Genomic DNA, 18,417 nt, shown 5'->3' on the forward strand with positions numbered 1-18,417 from the left:
AGGCCCGATAGCCTGCGCTGATCCGCCGCGATCGGGGCGGTCAGCCAGCATCTGGCGTTGCTATGATTCAGATCACTAACTGAGGCAGTTTATGGCTGAACTCACAGATGGGGTGGTCAATGATCCGAAGGCAGAACCGTGCGGCGATCGTCGGTCGGGCCCCAGCCGCGGGGCCGCTGATCACTGCTCACCGGCTGTGGATAGGCATGCTCTGGATGCTGTTCATAGCGGGGATCAGTGCGGTCTTTGTGACCGCCGCGCTCGGGCACGTGCTCGTGGCCATGATCATCGGTCTCATTACCGGCGCGTTCTTCGCCGGAATGGCCAGCTAACCGCTCTACCGTCGCGCGCTGCCGTAATCCGTTCGCGCGCAGAGCGCTTCGGTGGACCTCGGAACAGAACAGAACTCGCGTCCGCCCTAACTAGCTGTTGCGGGCGATGACGTTGTAGGCGCCGGTTTCTGGGAAGCGGTGCCAGAGGACCGCCGAAAATAGCGGACACAGGTCATGGATAACGCTGATACCCGCGACCGCACCCAAGGCACACTCTCCTGCCGGCACCGAGCCGAGGAAAGGCTGCACGGCATTCTTGGTTGACAACCTGCGCCAATTGTCGTACGAATGAGACATGTCTGCGGTTGTGTCTCATAACGCACCGGTCCTGTTCGCGCTTGCCAACGCCGACACCTGGCCGAACCCCTGGCCGATGTACCGCGCGCTGCGCGACCACGACCCGGTGCACCATGTCGTTCCGCCGAAGCACCCCGACCAGGATTACTACGTGTTGTCCCGGCATGACGACGTGTGGGCTGCCGCCCGCGACCACGAGACGTTCTCCTCGGCCCAAGGCCTGACCGTCAACTACGGTGACCTGGAAATGATTGGGCTGCAAGACAACCCGCCGTTCGTGATGCAGGACCCGCCGGTTCACACCGAGTTTCGCAAACTGGTGTCGCGCGGGTTCACACCTCGCCAGGTGGAGGCGGTGGAGCCCAAGGTCCGGCAATTCGTCGTCGAGCGCCTCGAGGGGTTGCGCGCCCACGGCGGCGGCGACATCGTCGCCGAGCTGTTCAAGCCGCTGCCGTCGATGGTGGTCGCGCATTACCTCGGTGTGCCCGAAGAGGATTGGGCGCAATTCGACGGCTGGACTCAGGCCATCGTCGCGGCCAACACCGCCGACGGCGGCGTTGCGGGGGCATTGGAAACCGTCGGCGACGCGGTCGGATCGATGATGGCCTACTTCACCGGGCTGATCGAGCGCCGCCGGACCGAGCCGGGCGACGACACCATCTCGCACCTGGTCGCTGCCGGCGTGGGAGCCGACGGCGACATCTCGGGCACGCTGTCGATTCTGGCGTTCACCTTCACGATGGTCACCGGCGGCAACGACACCGTGACCGGCATGCTCGGCGGTTCGATGCCGCTGCTGCACCAGCGGCCCGATCAGCGAAAGCTGTTGGTGGACAACCCCGAACTCATCACCGATGCCGTCGAGGAGCTGTTGCGGCTGACCTCGCCGGTGCAGGGGTTGGCACGCACCACCACGCGCGACGTGGCGATCGGCGACACCACCATCCCGGCCGGTCGACGGGTGCTGCTGCTGTACGGCTCGGCCAACCGCGACGAACGTCAATACGGGCCATCCGCCGGCGAGTTCGACGTCACCCGCTGCCCGCGCAATATCCTGACCTTCAGCCACGGCGCCCATCACTGCCTGGGCGCGGCGGCGGCACGAATGCAGTCGCGGGTCGCGCTGACCGAATTGCTGTCCCGCTGCCCGGATTTCGACGTCGACGAGGATTCGATCGAGTGGGCGGGCGGCAGCTACGTGCGGCGACCGGTGTCGGTGCCGATCACCGTGAAGTCCTGATGCCGGGTAACGACTGGCTTGCCTCGAGCCGCAGCGAGGCGGCGGTGGACCGCATCCTCGACGCGGCCGGGCAGCTCTACACCCAGCGCGACTCGAACTCGATCGGCATGAACGAAATCGCCAGGGCCGCAGGCTGTTCCCGCGCGACGCTGTACCGGTACTTCGACAACCGCGACGCGCTGCGCACCGCGTACATTCACCGCGAGACGCACCGGCTGGGCCGCGACATCATGGAGCGGACCGGCGGCATCGAGGACCCCCGCGAAAAGCTGGTGGCGAGCATTCTCGTCACGCTGGGCATGGTTCGCGAAAGCCCGGCGCTGGCGTCGTGGTTCGCCACCACCCGTCCGCCGATCGGTGGCGAGCTGGCCGGACAGTCCGACGTGATCGCGGCCCTGGCGGCGGCGTTCCTGCATTCGCTGGGACGCGACGATCCCGCCGCCATCGAACGCCGAGCCCGTTGGACCGTGCGGGTGATCGTCTCGCTGCTGACCTATCCGGGACGCGACGCGCACGACGAGCGGGCGATGATCGAGGAATTCGTCGTCCCGATCATCGCGCCGGTCGGCACCCGCTAGCTGGCAGCCGTCCCCTCCTCGTGTCGCTTGGAATCACCGAGAATGGGTGGGCGAGCTCGCCGCCAATCCGGCCCTCCACGGCTGCACAAGATCTTCAACAGGCGCCCACGTGCAGAAAGTAGCAGAACGCCGCCTTTTATAAAAGATGTCGAACGGCTACACTTTGAAAAGTTGTCGAACGACTACAAGAGAGGCGCCAAGATGCAGATCAAGACGATGGGCGATATCGGTGTACTCGTTCGTTCCGTGCGAACTGCCCGTGGGATGACCCAAGCTGACCTTGCCGCACGACTGAAGACAGGCCGTGACTGGGTCGTTCGCCTCGAGAAGGGGCACCCGCGACTCGAAGCGCAACGGGTACTCGATGCACTGCGGGTCCTGGGGGTGAGCCTCGAGGCGACTGCACCGCAGGCTCACTCGAATGATCGCGCCAAACTTCAGCGAGGGGCTGGGCCCAAAGGGTCTGACTCCACTCGGACAGCTGATCCATTCGCCGCGCTGTTCGGAATGAAGAGCCCCTGATGGCGAGCAGGGAGCTGCAGATCTACCTCGATGGAACAGCGGCTGGAACGCTGACTCAATCCAGTCAGGGCACTCTGGGGTTCTTCTACGATGACACGTACGTCGGCGGGGTCGAGCCGACCCCGCTGTCGCTATCGTTACCCGTGCAAGCGAATCGGCACCGCGACAAGGCAATTCGGATGTACCTTGAAGGCCTGCTCCCGGACAGTGAAGGTGTACGACAGCGTTGGGGCCGTCAGTACCACGTGTCCCCCAACAACCCCTTCGCCCTGCTTGCTCATGTCGGCCGGGACGCAGCGGGCGCAGTCCAGATACTGTCACCGGACGTCGATGCTACCGACGCGCAGGCTCGGAACGGCGATATTCAGTGGCTGAGTGAAGCCGATTTGGCGGACCTCGTCGAGGACGTCGCCACTCACCAAACCGATTGGGATCCCGGCAGGTTCGGGGGGCGGTGGAGCCTCCCGGGTGCGCAACCGAAGGTCGCGTTGTTCCGTGATCCCGCGTCCGGACAGTTCGGAATACCGCGCGACTCCACACCGACAACCGTCATCCTCAAGCCCGCCATCGCCCGTTACGCCCAGCACCACATCAACGAGACGCTGTGCCTGCGCGCTGCTCGCGAGGCTGGTCTGCTCGCCGCTGAATCCGAGGTGATGCAGATCGGTGACACCCAGGTGTTGGCATCGACTCGTTACGACCGCCTTCCCGACGAGACGGGATGGCACCGAGTCCACCAAGAAGACATGTGTCAGTCGCTATCGGTACACCCCAACCTGAAATATCAATCGGATGGCGGGCCCGGGGTCGGCGATATCGCAGATTTGCTGAGCAGGCTGCCAATTGAGGACCGAGACGTCAACGCGGAGCGCCTTTTCAAGGCCCTCGCATACAACGTCCTGATCGGTGGAACGGACGCCCACGCAAAGAATTATTCGCTCATCCTCATTGGCTCGCGCGCGCAAATATCACCGCTATACGATGTGGCTTCCGCTGCGCCGTACGACCAGCATGAACGCCTTCGGTCCTCGATGAAGATCGGCGATCACTGGAAAATGCTGGACGTCACTAGTTCCGATTGGCGCAAAGTTGGACGCCGGCTGGGGATACCAGGGGATGAAGGAGTGGCCTGGGTGGACGAACTCCGAGCAGCGCTCCCCGGCGCATTCGAACGCGCCGTACGGTCGCTGCCACCGACTGTCGAGGTTGCGGCGGCGCGGATGGCCGAGCGGATTCTCCAGCATGTCGAAGGAACATGGAAACCTAACGTGGATCGCCCAGACAGCTGGACAACCCGCGGGAGACGGCAACCTATCTAAAGCGGGATGTCACTCAGCCCGGTACCCGGGTGAGGCGGTGCAGCAGCCACGCCAACGGGATCGTCACCACCAGCGTCGCGACGAACAGGTACAGCATCGGCCCGGTGTACACGTGGGCGCGCACGATGTAGACCATCGTGAACTCCATGGTGATCAGGTGGATCAGGAAGATCTCGTAGGAGATCTCGCCGAGCCACACCATCGGCCGGCTGGCCAGCAGCTGCCAGTACCAGCCGTAGCCCTCGAGCGCCAGCGGGGCCACCGCCAGAGTGGCGATCACCGCGTAGAACACCGTCTTGACGACCGCCTCCGGCGTCGAGGCCGGCGACGTGGTGGGCGCGCCGCCGATCGGGGTCGCGACGATGAAATAGCAGATGGCCGCCAACGGGATGGCCGCGAATGCGTAGCAGCGCACCCCCATTGCCTGCAGCACCGCCAGCAACATGCCGCCCAGAAACCACGCCAGATAGGTCGGTAGCCACAGCCGGGCGCCATCGGCGAACCAATGATCGGTGTGCACCAAGACCACCCATATCGGGCTGATCAACGACAGCGCCAACAGCGTGCCCACCAGCAACCGGGGCCGCCAGCGCCGCCGGCAGATCACCACCAACAGCAGGTACGCCAGAAACGGCAGGATGACGTAGAAGGACGCCTCGACCGCGAGGCTCCACATCTGGGTCAGGCCCTGATGCAGATACTTGCCGAGGTAGCCGTCGGTGTAGATCTGCGTCAACGTGAGATTGCGGATCAGCCCATGCCAGGAATGCCCGGGGTTGGGTCCGGCATCGCGGAAGTGGTACAGCACGTACGCGAACAGCACGGTGATGACGTAGGCCGGCATGATGCGCCGAACCCGGTGCCGCGCATAGCGACTCACCGAGGGTGACGGTCCACCGGTGACGGCGGCCTTCACCCAGGGACGGAACAGCAGAAAGCCGGACAGCACGAAGAAGATCGGCACGCCGATCTCCATCCGGGCGCCGACCAGGCCCCAATAGCCGTGCGTGTACTTGCCGGTGGTGTAGGCGGCGTGGGTGCCGACGACCAGGATCGCCGCGACCGCGCGGATACCGGTCAGGGAAGCGACCCGGTCGACGTGCGCGACAGCCTCGAGTCCGCCTTGGGCGTCCCGTTCGTCGGACAGGGTCATCCGGCGTCGCTTCTGCGCGGCTTGGGCCCACCGCGCCGGGGCTTATCCGAGGACTTGCCGGACGAGCGGTCCGGCTTGAGGTCGATCAACACACCCGAGATACGGGTTTTCTCAAGCTTTTTCAGCGTCGCCGCCGGCAGCTTGATGGGCAACTCCACCAGCGAGAAGTCGGACCCGATGGCGATGTGGCCGAAATCGCTGCGGTGCAGGCCACCTTCGTTGGCGATGGCGCCGACGATGGCTCCCGGCCCGATCTTGTGCCGCTTGCCGACGGCGATCCGGTAGGTCTGAAACGATCTTGTGCCCCTGGACTTTTCGGGACGTTCCCGACGCTCACCGTCACGCTCGGGCCGCTCGCGGCGCTGTCGCGGCGGCTCCGGCACCATCAAGAACTCTTCGCCGTCCCGGGACTGCACCGCCAGCGCCGCGGCGATGTCGGCCATCGGGACATCGTGCTCGCGCTCGTAGTCCTGCACCAGCTTGCGGAACAGGTCGAGGCCCGGATTGCCCAGCGCCGCGGTGATGGAGTCGGCGAATTTCGACACCCGCTGCGCGTTGACGTCTTCGACGGTGGGCAGCTCGGACTCGGTCAGCGATTGACGCGTGGCCTTCTCAATCGACTTGAGCAGATGGCGTTCCCGCGGGGAAACGAACAACAGCGCGGTGCCCGAACGTCCGGCCCGGCCGGTGCGTCCGATGCGGTGGACGTAGGACTCGGTGTCGTGCGGGATGTCGTAGTTCAGCACGTGCGAGATGCGTTCCACGTCCAGGCCTCTGGCCGCCACATCGGTGGCGACCAGGATGTCGACGCTGCCGTCCTTCAGCGCGGCGACGGTCCGCTCGCGCTGAGCCTGGGCGATATCGCCGTTGATGGCAGCCGCGGAAAAGCCTCGGGCCCGCAGCTTTTCGGCCACCTCCTCGGTCGCCTGCTTGGTGCGCACGAAGACGATCATCGCCTCGAACGGCTCAACTTCAAGAATTCGAGTCAGCGCGTCCATCTTGCGCGGCCCGGCGACCTGAATGTAGCGCTGCGAAATATTCTCGGCGGTAGCGGTTTTCGCCTTCGTCGTGACTTCGAACGGGTCGTGCAGATATTTGTTGGTGATCTTGCGGATCGCCGGCGGCATGGTTGCCGAGAAAAGAGCAACCTGCTTGTACTCCGGAGTTTCGCTCAGGATGCGGTCGACCTCCTCGGCGAAACCCATCGTGAGCATCTCGTCGGCCTCGTCGAGCACCAGGTAGTCCACCCGGGACAGGTCCAGCGTTCCGCGCTCGAGGTGGTCGATCACGCGGCCCGGGGTGCCGACCACCACCTGGGCGCCCCGGCGCAGCCCGGCCAGCTGCACGCCGTAGGACGCTCCGCCGTAGATCGGGAGCACGTTGAGCTGCGGCAGGTGGGCGCCGTAACGGCTGAACGCCTCGGCCACCTGCAGGGCCAGTTCGCGGGTGGGCGCCAGCACAAGGGCCTGGGTCGCTTTGCTGGTGACGTCGATTTTGGACAGGATCGGGGTGGCGAAGGCCGCCGTCTTGCCGGTGCCCGTCTGCGCCAGGCCGACCACGTCGGAACCCGCCATCAGTGCCGGAATGGTCGCCGCCTGGATCCCGGTCGGCGACTCGTAACCGACGTCGGCTAACGCCCGCACGACGTCGGGATGAATCTGCAGGTCGGCGAACGAAGTAGCGGCCGCTTCAGGCGTGCCGTCGGGGACTGTCATCGTGGGAAGAAGTTTAGTGGTGACCGCCAGCACAGCGCAGCTGGGCGCATGGCGTCGTGAAATCGGCCGGGCGCCGCGGCGCGCGGCATGCCTGTCACACCGGCGCACGCGATGCCGGTACGGTTGCGCGATGTGTGGTGCCTACCGTGTCGTGTCGAGCCACTGACCGTCGGCGTCCTGCTCGCCGTGACGTTGTCCGGCTGCGGATCGGGAGATTCGACGGTGGCCAAGACGCCGCAGGCCACCACGTCCACCGCGTCGATCACCGCACCCGCCACTCCCAAGCCGACCGAAATCGCGTCGCCGGGTTCCAGCGCGCCGGCCGATCCCTGCGCGGTCAACCTGACCTCGCCGACGATCGCCAAGGTGGTCTCCGAGTTGCCCCGCGATCCGCGCAGTCAGCAGGCCTGGAACCCGGAGCCGTTGGCCGGTAACTACAACCAGTGCGCGCAGCTGTCGGCCGTGATCATCAAGGCCAACACCAATGCGGTCAACGCGACCACCCGGGCGGTGCTGTTCCACCTCGGCCAGTTCATCCCGCAGGGCGTGCCGGACACCTACGGGTTCAACGGCATCGACGCCGCGCAGACCACCGGCGATACGGTGGCGCTGACCTACCCGAGCGGGATCAACGGCCTGAACACCAACGTCCGATTCCATTGGAACGGCACCACCGTCGAGCTGATCGGCAACGGCCCCGGGCACTGACCCGGCACGCCTTCGCGCAACCGCATCGCTGTCGGTGGCCTCACCTACAGTGGCTGCTGTGTTCGTCACCGACGACAGCATCGTGTACAGCGCGTCGGACCTGGCCGCGGCCGCCCGGTGCGAGTACGCGCTGCTCCGCAATTTCGACGCGAAGCTGGGCCGGGGGCCCGCCGTCGACGTCGAGGACGACCTGCTCGCGCGTACGGCCGCCCTTGGTGACGACCACGAGCGCCGCGAACTCGACCGGCTGCGCGACGAGTTCGCCGACGGCGTCGCGGTCATCGGGCGTCCGGCCTACACGCTGGCCGGTTTGACCGCCGCCGCCGAACAGACCCGGCGTGCGATCGCGAACGGCGCCCCGGTGGTGTACCAGGCCGCGATGTTCGACGGCCGCTTCGTCGGCTTCGCCGACTTCGTGGTTCGCGATGGCGAGCAGTACCGGCTGGTCGACACCAAGCTGGCCCGCTCCCCCAAAGTCACGGCGTTGCTGCAGCTGGCGGCCTACGCCGATGCGCTGACCGGGATGGGCGTATCTGTCGCGGACGAGGCCGAGCTGCGGCTGGGCGATGGCTCGGTGGTGCGCTATCGCGTCTGCGACCTGATCCCGGTGTTCCAGTCCCAACGGGTGCTGTTGCAGGGGTTGCTCGACGCGCACTATGCCGGCGGCACCGCGGTGCGCTGGGAAGACGAGGGCGTGCGGGCGTGTTTTCGGTGTCCGCTGTGCGTCGAGCAGGTGCAGGCCGCCGACGACCTGCTGTTGGTGGCTGGTATGCGGGTCAGCCAGCGGGACAGGCTGATTGCTGCCGGGATCACCACGGTCGCCGATCTGGCCCGGCACTGCGGGCCGGTGCCCGATTTGGCTCCCAGCGCGGTGGCCAAGCTGGTTGCGCAGGCGAAACTACAAGTACGGCAACGCGATACCGGTACCGCACAGTTCGAGGTCGTCGATGCGCAGCCGCTGACGTTGCTGCCGGAGCCCGACCCCGGTGATCTGTTCTTCGACTTCGAGGGCGACCCGCTGTGGACCGCCGACGGCCAGGACTGGGGCCTGGAGTACCTGTTCGGCGTGCTGGACGCCGCGGGCAAATTCAGCCCGCTGTGGGCGCACAACCGGGTCGAGGAGCGCAAGGCCCTGATCGACTTTCTGGCGATGGTGAAAAAGCGCCGCAAGCGCCGGCCCAACATGCACATCTACCATTACGCACCGTACGAGAAGACGGCGCTGTTGCGGCTGGCCGGCCGCTACGGCGTCGGCGAGGACGAAGTCGACGACCTGTTGCGCAGCGGGGTACTGGTCGACCTGTATCCGTTGGTGCGCAAGAGCATTCGATGCGGCGCCGAGTCGTTCAGCCTCAAGGCCCTCGAGCCGCTGTACATGGGGGCACAGCTGCGCTCGGGCGACGTGACGACCGCCGCCGACTCGATCACCTCCTACGCCAAGTCCTGCGACCTGCGCGACACCGGCCGCGCCGGCGAGGCCGAGACCGTGCTCAAGGAGATCGAGGACTACAACCACTACGACTGCCGGTCGACCCAAGAGCTGCGCAACTGGCTGCTGGTGCGTGCGTGGGAATCCGGCGTCACTCCCGTTGGTGCCCAACCGGTTTCCGGCGGCAGCACCGTCGAGGACCACGACGAGCTGGCGGCCACACTGGCGGCGTTCACCGGGGACGCCGCCGTCGGCGACCGCACGCCGGAACAGGTCGCCGTCGCATTGGTGGGCGCGGCGCGCGGCTACCACCGGCGCGAGGACAAACCGTTCTGGTGGGCGCATTTCGACCGGCTGAACTTCCCGATCGACGAATGGGCGGACAACACCGATGTATTCGTGGCAGACGCGGCGCCGGGCAGCGTGTCGGTCAGCGTGGACTGGCATACCCCGTCCAAGGCCCGCAAGCCGCAGCGACGGGTGAGGATGCGCGGCGAGCTGGCCCGCGGCGACCTGGTGCGCGACGTCTTCGCACTCTACGAGGCGCCGGCGCCGCCGAGCATGACCGACAACCCCGACCGGCGCGCCGCCGGACGGGCCACCGTCGTCGAGGCCGATGATCCGGCAGTGCCCACCGAAGTCGTCATCCTCGAACGAATAGGCAGCGATGGCAATGCTTTTCACCAACTACCCTTCGCGCTGACGCCCGGTCCGCCGCTGCCCACGACCGCGCTGCGCGAGTCGATCGAGTCTACCGCGATCGCGGTGGCCGCCGGGCTGCCGCAACTGCCCCGCACGGCGATGATCGACGTCCTGCTGCGTGCCGCGCCACGCACCAAAAGCGCGCTGCCGCGCAGTGGTGACACGATCGCCGATATCACTACGGCGGCACTGGATCTCGAGTCGTCATACCTTGCGGTACACGGGCCGCCGGGGACCGGAAAGACCTACACCGCGGCGGCGGTGATCACCCGCCTGGTCACCGAGCACGGCTGGCGGGTGGGTGTGGTCGCGCAGTCGCACGCCACGGTGGAGAACCTGCTCGACGCGGTGATCGATGCCGGGCTGGAGCCGGGCCGGGTCGCGAAGAAGAAGTACGACCACCACGCCCCGCGCTGGCAGGAGATCGACGGCAGCGAATATCCGGCGTTCATCTCGGCCCACGCCGGATGCGTGATCGGCGGCACGGCTTGGGATTTCGCCAACGCCAATCGGGTGCCACCGCGAAGCCTGGATCTCCTCGTGATCGACGAGGCGGGCCAGTTCTGCCTGGCCAACACGATCGCCGTGGCGCCGGCGGCACGCAACCTGCTGCTGCTCGGGGACCCGCAGCAGCTACCCCAGGTCAGTCAGGGCACCCATCCCGAGCCCGTCGACACCTCCGCCCTCGACTGGCTGGTCGACGGTCAGCGCACGCTGCCCGACGAGCGCGGCTACTTTCTGGACCTGTCCTACCGGATGCACCCGGCCGTTTGCGCCGCGGTCTCCGAGCTGTCGTATGAAGGCCGACTGCATTCGGTCACCGAGCGCACCGCCGCCCGCCGCCTCGACGGCTGTGCGCCCGGAGTGCGCGTGCTTTCGATTCGACACCAAGGTAATTCGATCGAAAGCCGCGAGGAGGCCGAGGCGATCGTCGACGAGATCGGGCGCCTACTCGGGTCGTCGTGGAGCGACGAGCACGGCAGCCGGCCGCTGGCCGCCCCGGACGTGTTGGTGCTGGCGCCGTACAACGCTCAGGTGGCACTGATGCGCGAGCGGCTGGCATCGGTGGGTTTGGATGCGGTACGGGTCGGGACCGTCGACAAGTTCCAGGGCGGACAGGCGCCGGTGGTCTTCATCTCGATGACAGCATCGTCGGTCGATGAAGTGCCACGCGGAATCTCGTTCCTGCTCAACAGGAATCGGCTCAACGTCGCGGTCAGTCGGGCCCAGTACGCAGCGGTGATCGTGCGTTCGGAGCTGCTGACCGAATACCTGCCGACCACACCGGCCGGCCTGCTGGAGCTGGGCGGCTTTCTGGCGCTGACGGGCAGCGGTGAAGCCTAGCTGCCCGAGGAATGCCGGCCGCGGCCGGTGGGATCGTCGTCCGGGCCGTAACGCTGCCCCCGCGGCGCCCGCAGAGAGCCGTCCACCCGCCGCCCCGGCGACGGGGCGCTGCGATCGCTGCGGGTAGCCGGGCCGTGCCAGTGCGGCGGTAGCTCGACGACAGACCGGTACCGCTTTTCGCGATCGATGTGAGATCCGTTGTGGGCGAAACCAATCGGCTCGGGCCGCGACGGCGGATCGTCGCGACGGCGGCGGCGCGGCCCGGCGGGATCGCTGTGCAGCTCCTCGGGCCGCGCTACCGCGGCCCTCGGCAGCGTCACCTCGGCCCTGGGCGGTGCGCTTGCGGCGCGGGGCGCGGGCGGGCTGCTCTGCTCGCGGCGCAGGATGACTTCGACGTAGTCGTCGTCGTCATCGTGATCGTCGTCGTTCGGCGGCGCCGCGCTTTTGCCCGTACGCGACATCGTCGAGGACGCGAAGCCGACCAGGAACAGCGCGGCGACGATCCCGAACAACGCGATGAACGCGGGCAGCAGCACCGACTGCGACATCGCCGCCGCGAAGGGCTCACGCACGAATTCGGGCAATTGCAACGGAATAGCGCCATCGGCCGCATCGTGCTCGGACACCTCGGGCGGCATCTCGGCACCGATGCGCCACGCCATGAACGCGGCCATCGCGGCGCTGCCGAGTACCGCCCCGAGCTGGCGGACCGAGTTGTAGACGGCGGAACCGGTTCCGGCCAGTTCGGGTGGCAGATTGCGGGTCGCGGTGGCCGTCAGCGGCGACCACACGAACGCCATCCCGACACCGACCAGGAAGAACGCCGACAGCAGCAGCCAGATCGGCGTGTCGGGCGTCATCTCGAACGACAACCAGGTCAACGAGATCGCCAGCACCGAAAAGCCGAGCCCCAGCACCGGGCGCGGGTGGTATCGGTCGACGATCAGGCCGACGAACGGCGCGAGCACGCCATTGGCAATCGCCATCGGGGCGATCACCAGGGCCGACATGGTCGGCGTCAGCCCGCACACCAACTGCGTATAGAAGGTCAGCGGCAACATCATCGCGGTCGCCGAGAACGACGTGATGCCGACCCCGAGGCTGCACAGACTGAAATCGCGGTCGGTGAACACGTCCAGCGGGATCAGCGGCTCGCGGGTGTTCACCGACTGCCAGTAGACGAACGCGGAGACGAACCCGACGCCGGCCACGACCGTCGCCCAGATCCATGGCTGCCAATGAGCCGACTGGCCCTGCTGCAGACCGAACACGATCAGGAACATGCCCACCCCGGACAGAGCGACGCCGACCAGATCGAACCGATGCGCCCGGGTGGGCAGTTCGGGAATCAGCCCCACCGCCAGTGCCAGCCCGACCAGACCGATCGGGATGTTGACGAAGAAGATCCATTTCCAGCCCAGCCCGTCCACCAGCACGCCACCGGCCAACGGGCCCACCAGGCTGGCGACCCCGGCGGTGGAGCCCCACAGGCTGACCGCGATCCCGCGCCGCTGCGGCGGGAAGATCCGCGTGATCGTCGACAACGTCTGCGGGGTGAGCACGCCGGCCCCGATCCCCTGCACCACCCGGGCGGCGATGAGCATGCCGGCGCCACCGGCCAGTCCGCACCACATCGAGGCGGCGGTGAATGCCACCAGGCCGATCAGGTAGAGGTTTTTCGGCCCGTACCGATCCCCCAGGCGGCCGGCCACCAGCAGCACCACCGCGTACCCGAGCAGGTAGGCGCTCGTCACCCAGATGACCGCGTCGTAGCCGATACGCAGGTCGGCCATGATCGTCGGGTTGGCGATCGCGACGATGGTCGAGTCGACCATGATCATGAAGAACCCGATCATCATCGCGAAGAGGGCAAGCCACGGGTTGTCGCGGCCGCGCGGCCCCGAGGGCGCGAGGAACTTGCGCTCCGGCTCCATGTCGGCACGGCTGGGCCCCGCGCGCCGGGTTCCGCCGGACGACCCGGACGTGGCCCCGGAAGTGGCCCCGGTCATGCACTCACCTCGCTTTAGCGCCCGACGACCGGCTTGCCGCCGTGAGCAGGTGTGATACCGCCCGCACGCCACGGTTCCCCCAGCTGCAGCCGACTAACGGCCCGCATCGCCGCCGAGCGGTGTCCCGCCTGCATTATTCCGGGTCGCCCGGCCACCCGCCGTCCGCGGTCGGGTTGACGCGCACGAATCGCGGCTGGCGCCACGTTCAGCAAACTCGCGTTAGCCTGAAGAGACGCCATTCGCAGGAGAGGCACCATGAGCGCGCGACGCACAAGGTCAGGGCCCTGGCCCCTGAGACGAACCGACCCACCGCCCGAGCACGTGCCGTCCGGCCGCCCCGGCCGCCCGAAGGCTTCGACGCGCGCATTGGCGCAGGTCATCGAGCGTAGTTCGCGGGCCCAGGGCCCCGCCGCCGAAGCACTGGTGGCCCGGCTGCGGCGCGCGAACCCCGACGCGAGCCCGGCCGAGATCGTCACCAAGCTGGAAAACCGTTACCTGACCGCGCTGATGGCCAGCGGTGCCGCGGTCGGTTCGGCGGCGACCTTCCCCGGGGTCGGGACGTTGACGGCGATGTCGGCGGGCGCCGGTGAAACCGTGTTCTTCCTGGAAGCGACCGCCATCTTCGTGCTGTCGACCGCCCTGGTCTACGCCATTCCGGCCGATCATTACGAACGGCGCCGCGCGCTGGTGCTGTCGGTGCTGGTCGGCGACGACAGCAAGCGGGCCATCGGCGAGTTGATCGGTCCGGCGCGCACCAACGGCGGGTGGCTGGCCGAAGGCATGGCCTCGCTGCCGCTGTCGAGCTTGGGCCGGTTCAACGCGCGCATGCTCAAGTACTTCGTCAAGCGGTACGCGTTGCGGCGCGGCGCATTGATGTTCGGCAAAATGCTGCCCGTCGGCATCGGCGCCGTGGTCGGTGGCGGCGGCAATCGCATCATCGGCAAGAAGATCATCCGCAATGCCCGCCACGCGTTCGGCCCGCCGCCGGTCCGCTGGCCGAACCCCTTGCACGTGTTGCCGCCGGTGCGCGAGGCGAGCCGGTAGCCCCCAGGACCCCGGTTCCCAAGGTCTCGCTGGCGAATCAGCAGCGAAGGGTTAGCCTTTATGGGGCGGAAACGTACCAGTCCGCCGCGGGTGTGAGGTACCTCGTCGACCGAGGTGCGCAGAGTCGCAGGCGCCGGGGCAATGGGCTTGCAGAGCAAAGGAATTGAGGCGAACAGCGACCGTGAGCAATAGCAGTTCACCATTCGGGCAAAACGAATGGCTGGTCGAGGAGATGTACCGCAAGTTCCGCGACGACCCAACGTCGGTGGATCCCAGCTGGCACGAGTTCCTGGTGGACTACAACCCGGAGTCTGCCGCCGCGGCCCAGGACGCGCTGAGCCCGGCTGACGCGCAGCCCGCCGCGGCACCCAAGCCGGTCGCTGTCGCCGAACCGCCGGCCGCCGCGGCTCAGCCCGCCGCCACCCCCGTCGCTTATACACATCTGACGCCGCCGACGATACACCACGTGCGCAGATGCCTTTCCGCCGAGACTTTGACCACAATCTACGATCACTTTCCACACCTCACGTACAAGCCCGCCGCGCCCCCACCGGCCGAAGGCGACGAGGTGCAGGTGCTGCGTGGCGCCGCCGCGGCCGTCGTCAAGAACATGTCCGCATCGCTGGATGTGCCGACGGCGACCAGCGTCCGTGCCGTCCCGGCGAAGTTGATGATCGACAACCGGATCGTCATCAACAACCAACTCAAGCGCACCCGCGGCGGCAAGATCTCCTTCACCCACCTGCTGGGCTACGCGCTGGTGCAGGCGGTCAAGAAATTCCCCAACATGAACCGGCACTACGCCGAGGTCGACGGCAAGCCCACCGCGGTCACCCCGGCGCACACCAACCTCGGTCTGGCCATCGACCTGCAGGGCAAGGACGGCAAGCGTTCGCTGGTGGTGGCCGGCATCAGAGGCTGCGAGACGATGCGCTTCGCGGAGTTCGTCTCCGCCTACGAAGACATCGTGCGCCGCGCCCGTGACGGCAAGCTGACCGCCGAAGACTTTGCCGGAGTGACGATTTCGCTGACCAACCCGGGCACCATCGGCACCGTGCACTCGGTGCCGCGACTGATGGCCGGCCAGGGCGCCATCATCGGTGTGGGCGCGATGGAATATCCCGCCGAATTCCAGGGCGCCAGCGAGGAGCGCATCGCAGAACTCGGTATCGGCAAGCTGATCACCCTCACCTCGACCTACGACCACCGCATCATCCAGGGTGCGGAATCGGGTGACTTCCTGCGCACCATCCACGAGATGCTGCTTTCGGATGCGTTCTGGGACGACATCTTCCGTGAGCTGGGCAACCCGTACCTGCCGGTGCGATGGAGCACCGACAACCCGGACTCGATCGTCGACAAGAACGCCCGGGTGATGGAATTGATTGCGGCATATCGCAATCGCGGGCATCTGATGGCCGACATCGACCCACTGCGGTTGGACACCAGCCGATTCCGCAGCCACCCCGACCTGGAAATCCTCAATCACGGCCTGACGCTGTGGGATCTGGACCGGGTGTTCAAAGTCAACGGCTTCGCCGGCTGTGAGTACAAAAAGCTGCGCGACGTGCTCGGCCTGCTGCGCGATGCCTACTGCCGCCACATCGGCGTGGAATACACCCACATTCTCGAGCCCGAGCAGCAGCGCTGGCTGGAAGAGCGGGTCGAGACCAAGCACGTCAAACCGACGGTGGGCGAACAGAAGTACATTCTGAGCAAGCTCAACGCGGCCGAGGCCTTCGAAACCTTCCTGCAGACCAAATACGTTGGGCAGAAGCGGTTCTCGCTGGAAGGCGCCGAAAGCCAGATCCCGCTGATGGACGCGGTGATCGATCAGTGCGCCGAGCACAGCCTGGACGAAGTGGTTATCGCCATGCCGCACCGGGGCCGGCTCAACGTGCTGGCCAACATCGTCGGCAAGCCCTATTCGCAGATCTTCAGCGAGTTCGAGGGCAACCTCAACCCGTCGCAGGCGCACGGTTCCGGTGACGTGAAGTACCACCTCGGTGCCACCGGCGTGTACCTGCAGATGTTCGGCGACAACGACATTGCGGTGTCGCTGACCGCCAACCCGTCACACCTGGAGGCCGTCGACCCGGTCCTCGAGGGTCTGGTTCGGGCCAAGCAGGACCTTTTGGAACTGGGGCACGTCGACGGCGAAGAAGAACGGGCCTTCTCGGTGATGCCGCTGATGCTGCACGGCGACGCCGCCTTCGCCGGCCAGGGCGTGGTCGCCGAGACGCTGAACCTGGCACTGCTGCCCGGCTACCGCGTCGGTGGCACGATCCACGTGATCGTCAACAACCAGATCGGCTTCACCACCGCGCCGGAGTTCTCCCGGTCCAGCGAATACTGCACCGACGTGGCGAAAATGATTGGCGCGCCGATCTTCCACGTCAACGGCGACGACCCGGAAGCCTGCGTGTGGGTGGCGCGGCTGGCCGTGGACTTCCGCCAGAAGTTCCACAAGGACGTCATCATCGACATGTTGTGCTACCGCCGTCGCGGCCACAACGAGGGCGACGACCCGTCGATGACCAACCCCTACATGTACGACGTCGTCGACACCAAGCGCGGCGCCCGCAAGAGCTACACCGAAGCGTTGATCGGCCGCGGTGACATCTCGATGAAGGAGGCCGAGGACGCGCTGCGCGACTACCAGGGCCAACTGGAGCAGGTGTTCAACGAGGTCCGTGAGGTGGAAAAGCACGGCGTGCAGCCGAGCGCATCGGTGGAGGCCGACCAGCCGGTGCCCGCGGGGCTGGCCACCGCGGTGGACAAGGCGCTGCTGGCCCGCATCGGCGACGCGTTTCTGGCCGCGCCGGAGGGATTCTCGGTGCACCCGCGCGTGCAGCCGGTGCTCGAGAAGCGCCGGGAGATGGCCTACGAGGGCAAGATCGACTGGGCCTTCGGCGAGCTGCTGGCGCTGGGATCCCTTGTCGCAGAAGGCAAGCTGATCCGGCTGTCCGGCCAGGACACCCGCCGTGGCACCTTCTCGCAGCGCCACTCGGTGATCATCGATCGCCACAACTGCGCGGAGTTCACGCCGCTGCAGCTACTTGCGACCAACCCCGACGGCACCCCGACCGGGGGCAAGTTCCTGGTCTACGACTCGCCGTTGTCCGAATACGCCGCCGTGGGTTTCGAGTACGGCTACACCGTGGGCAACCCGGACGCACTGGTGCTGTGGGAGGGGCAGTTCGGCGACTTCGTCAACGGCGCGCAGTCGATCATCGACGAGTTCATCAGCTCCGGTGAGGCCAAGTGGGGCCAATTGTCCAACGTGGTGCTGCTGCTGCCGCACGGCCACGAAGGCCAGGGTCCGGACCACACCTCCGGCCGGATCGAGCGCTTCCTGCAGCTGTGGGCCGAAGGTTCGATGACGATCGCGATGCCGTCGACGCCGTCGAACTACTTCCACCTGCTGCGCCGGCACGCGCTGGACGGGATTCAGCGCCCGCTGATCGTATTCACCCCGAAGTCGATGCTGCGCAACAAGGCGGCCGTCAGCGACATCCGGGACTTCACCGAGATCAAGTTCCGCTCGGTGCTCGAGGAACCCACCTACGAAGAAGGCATCGGCGATCGCGGCAAGGTCCGCCGGATCCTGCTGACCAGCGGCAAGATCTACTACGAGCTGGCGGCACGCAAGGCCAAGGAGAACCGCGACGACATCGCGATTGTGCGGATCGAGCAGCTCGCGCCGCTGCCGAAGCGGCGGCTGAGCGAAACGCTGGACCGCTACCCCGACGCCGGCGAGTACCTCTGGGTTCAGGAAGAGCCGGCCAACCAGGGGGCCTGGCCCCGGTTCGGCCTGGAGCTGCCCGAGCTACTGCCGGACAAACTGACCGGCATCAAGCGCATCTCGCGCCGGGCGATGTCGGCGCCGTCGTCGGGATCGTCGAAGGTGCACGCGGTCGAACAACAGGAGATACTCGACACCGCATTCGGCTGAGTTTTTCAGTCACCGGCTGGACCTCCGCAGACACCAGTTAACCTCGACGCATGGGGCGGACTTGGGAAAG

Annotated in this window: 12 protein-coding genes and 1 pseudogene; 10 read left to right on the forward strand and 3 right to left on the reverse strand. The window is 66.7% G+C overall.

Features of this window, described 5'->3' with window-relative positions:
* The first annotated feature begins 119 nt into the window (after positions 1–119).
* From MAAFP003_RS20845 to MAAFP003_RS29715, 6 genes and pseudogenes are all read left to right on the forward strand, one after another.
* Positions 120–332 (forward strand): hypothetical protein, encoded by a 213-nt coding sequence (locus tag MAAFP003_RS20845; protein WP_133160877.1) that lies wholly within the window; start codon positions 120–122, stop codon positions 330–332.
* Positions 333–627: 295 nt separating this feature from the next.
* Positions 628–1,869, forward strand: coding sequence for a cytochrome P450 (locus MAAFP003_RS20850; protein WP_096289635.1), 1,242 nt, complete (start codon positions 628–630; stop codon positions 1,867–1,869).
* Positions 1,869–2,447, forward strand: a complete 579-nt coding sequence (locus MAAFP003_RS20855) for a TetR/AcrR family transcriptional regulator (RefSeq protein WP_096291305.1) — start codon at positions 1,869–1,871, stop codon at positions 2,445–2,447. The genes MAAFP003_RS20850 and MAAFP003_RS20855 overlap by 1 nt, the downstream gene beginning before the upstream one ends.
* Positions 2,448–2,663: 216 nt before the next feature.
* Positions 2,664–2,969 (forward strand): helix-turn-helix domain-containing protein, encoded by a 306-nt coding sequence (locus MAAFP003_RS30135; RefSeq protein ID WP_423790928.1) that lies wholly within the window; start codon positions 2,664–2,666, stop codon positions 2,967–2,969.
* A pseudogene (locus MAAFP003_RS30140) lies at positions 2,969–3,274 on the forward strand (HipA N-terminal domain-containing protein); the annotation flags it as partial. The gene MAAFP003_RS30135 and the pseudogene MAAFP003_RS30140, both read left to right, overlap by 1 nt.
* A gap of 81 nt (positions 3,275–3,355) precedes the next feature.
* Complete coding sequence (locus MAAFP003_RS29715; RefSeq protein ID WP_279304524.1) at positions 3,356–4,288, forward strand: HipA domain-containing protein; 933 nt, start codon at positions 3,356–3,358, stop codon at positions 4,286–4,288.
* A 13-nt stretch (positions 4,289–4,301) separates the two neighbouring features.
* On the opposite strand, the gene MAAFP003_RS20870 is transcribed toward MAAFP003_RS29715, so the two are convergent.
* Positions 4,302–5,441, reverse strand: coding sequence for an acyltransferase family protein (locus MAAFP003_RS20870; protein WP_096289638.1), 1,140 nt, complete (start codon positions 5,439–5,441; stop codon positions 4,302–4,304).
* Positions 5,438–7,156, reverse strand: coding sequence for a DEAD/DEAH box helicase (locus MAAFP003_RS20875; RefSeq protein WP_096291307.1), 1,719 nt, complete (start codon positions 7,154–7,156; stop codon positions 5,438–5,440). Before MAAFP003_RS20875 ends, MAAFP003_RS20870 begins: the two co-directional genes overlap by 4 nt.
* A gap of 123 nt (positions 7,157–7,279) precedes the next feature.
* On the opposite strand from MAAFP003_RS20875, the gene MAAFP003_RS20880 reads away from it, so the two are divergent.
* Both MAAFP003_RS20880 and MAAFP003_RS20885 read left to right on the forward strand, forming a co-directional pair.
* Positions 7,280–7,864, forward strand: coding sequence for an LppP/LprE family lipoprotein (locus MAAFP003_RS20880; protein WP_243394167.1), 585 nt, complete (start codon positions 7,280–7,282; stop codon positions 7,862–7,864).
* A 58-nt stretch (positions 7,865–7,922) separates the two neighbouring features.
* Entirely contained in the window at positions 7,923–11,339 is a 3,417-nt protein-coding gene (locus tag MAAFP003_RS20885; protein WP_096289639.1) for a TM0106 family RecB-like putative nuclease, read from the forward strand.
* Here the strand turns inward: MAAFP003_RS20885 and MAAFP003_RS20890 are convergent.
* Positions 11,336–13,273, reverse strand: coding sequence for an MFS transporter (locus MAAFP003_RS20890; protein ID WP_096291308.1), 1,938 nt, complete (start codon positions 13,271–13,273; stop codon positions 11,336–11,338). The genes MAAFP003_RS20885 and MAAFP003_RS20890 overlap by 4 nt on opposite strands.
* A 330-nt stretch (positions 13,274–13,603) precedes the next feature.
* On the opposite strand from MAAFP003_RS20890, the gene MAAFP003_RS20895 reads away from it, so the two are divergent.
* A complete protein-coding gene (locus MAAFP003_RS20895; RefSeq protein ID WP_096289640.1) occupies positions 13,604–14,392 on the forward strand; it encodes a hypothetical protein in 789 nt (262 codons plus the stop codon).
* A 181-nt stretch (positions 14,393–14,573) separates the two neighbouring features.
* Complete coding sequence (locus MAAFP003_RS20900; RefSeq protein WP_096289641.1) at positions 14,574–18,347, forward strand: multifunctional oxoglutarate decarboxylase/oxoglutarate dehydrogenase thiamine pyrophosphate-binding subunit/dihydrolipoyllysine-residue succinyltransferase subunit; 3,774 nt, start codon at positions 14,574–14,576, stop codon at positions 18,345–18,347.
* Positions 18,348–18,417: the final 70 nt, after the last annotated feature.

This window comes from Mycobacterium ahvazicum, from assembly GCF_900176255.2.
Classification (GTDB): Bacteria; Actinomycetota; Actinomycetes; order Mycobacteriales; family Mycobacteriaceae; genus Mycobacterium; species Mycobacterium ahvazicum.

Excerpts from the sequence above, each read along its gene's own strand:
- MAAFP003_RS20845 (WP_133160877.1), top strand. The coding sequence starts at position 120 with ATGATCCGAAGGCAGAACCGTGCGGCGATCGTCGGTCGGGCCCCAGCC.
- MAAFP003_RS20850 (WP_096289635.1), top strand. The coding sequence starts at position 628 with ATGTCTGCGGTTGTGTCTCATAACGCACCGGTCCTGTTCGCGCTTGCC.
- MAAFP003_RS20855 (WP_096291305.1), top strand. The coding sequence starts at position 1,869 with ATGCCGGGTAACGACTGGCTTGCCTCGAGCCGCAGCGAGGCGGCGGTG.
- MAAFP003_RS30135 (WP_423790928.1), top strand. The coding sequence starts at position 2,664 with ATGGGCGATATCGGTGTACTCGTTCGTTCCGTGCGAACTGCCCGTGGG.
- MAAFP003_RS20870 (WP_096289638.1), bottom strand. The coding sequence starts at position 5,441 with ATGACCCTGTCCGACGAACGGGACGCCCAAGGCGGACTCGAGGCTGTC.
- MAAFP003_RS20875 (WP_096291307.1), bottom strand. The coding sequence starts at position 7,156 with ATGACAGTCCCCGACGGCACGCCTGAAGCGGCCGCTACTTCGTTCGCC.
- MAAFP003_RS20890 (WP_096291308.1), bottom strand. The coding sequence starts at position 13,273 with ATGGAGCCGGAGCGCAAGTTCCTCGCGCCCTCGGGGCCGCGCGGCCGC.
- MAAFP003_RS20895 (WP_096289640.1), top strand. The coding sequence starts at position 13,604 with ATGAGCGCGCGACGCACAAGGTCAGGGCCCTGGCCCCTGAGACGAACC.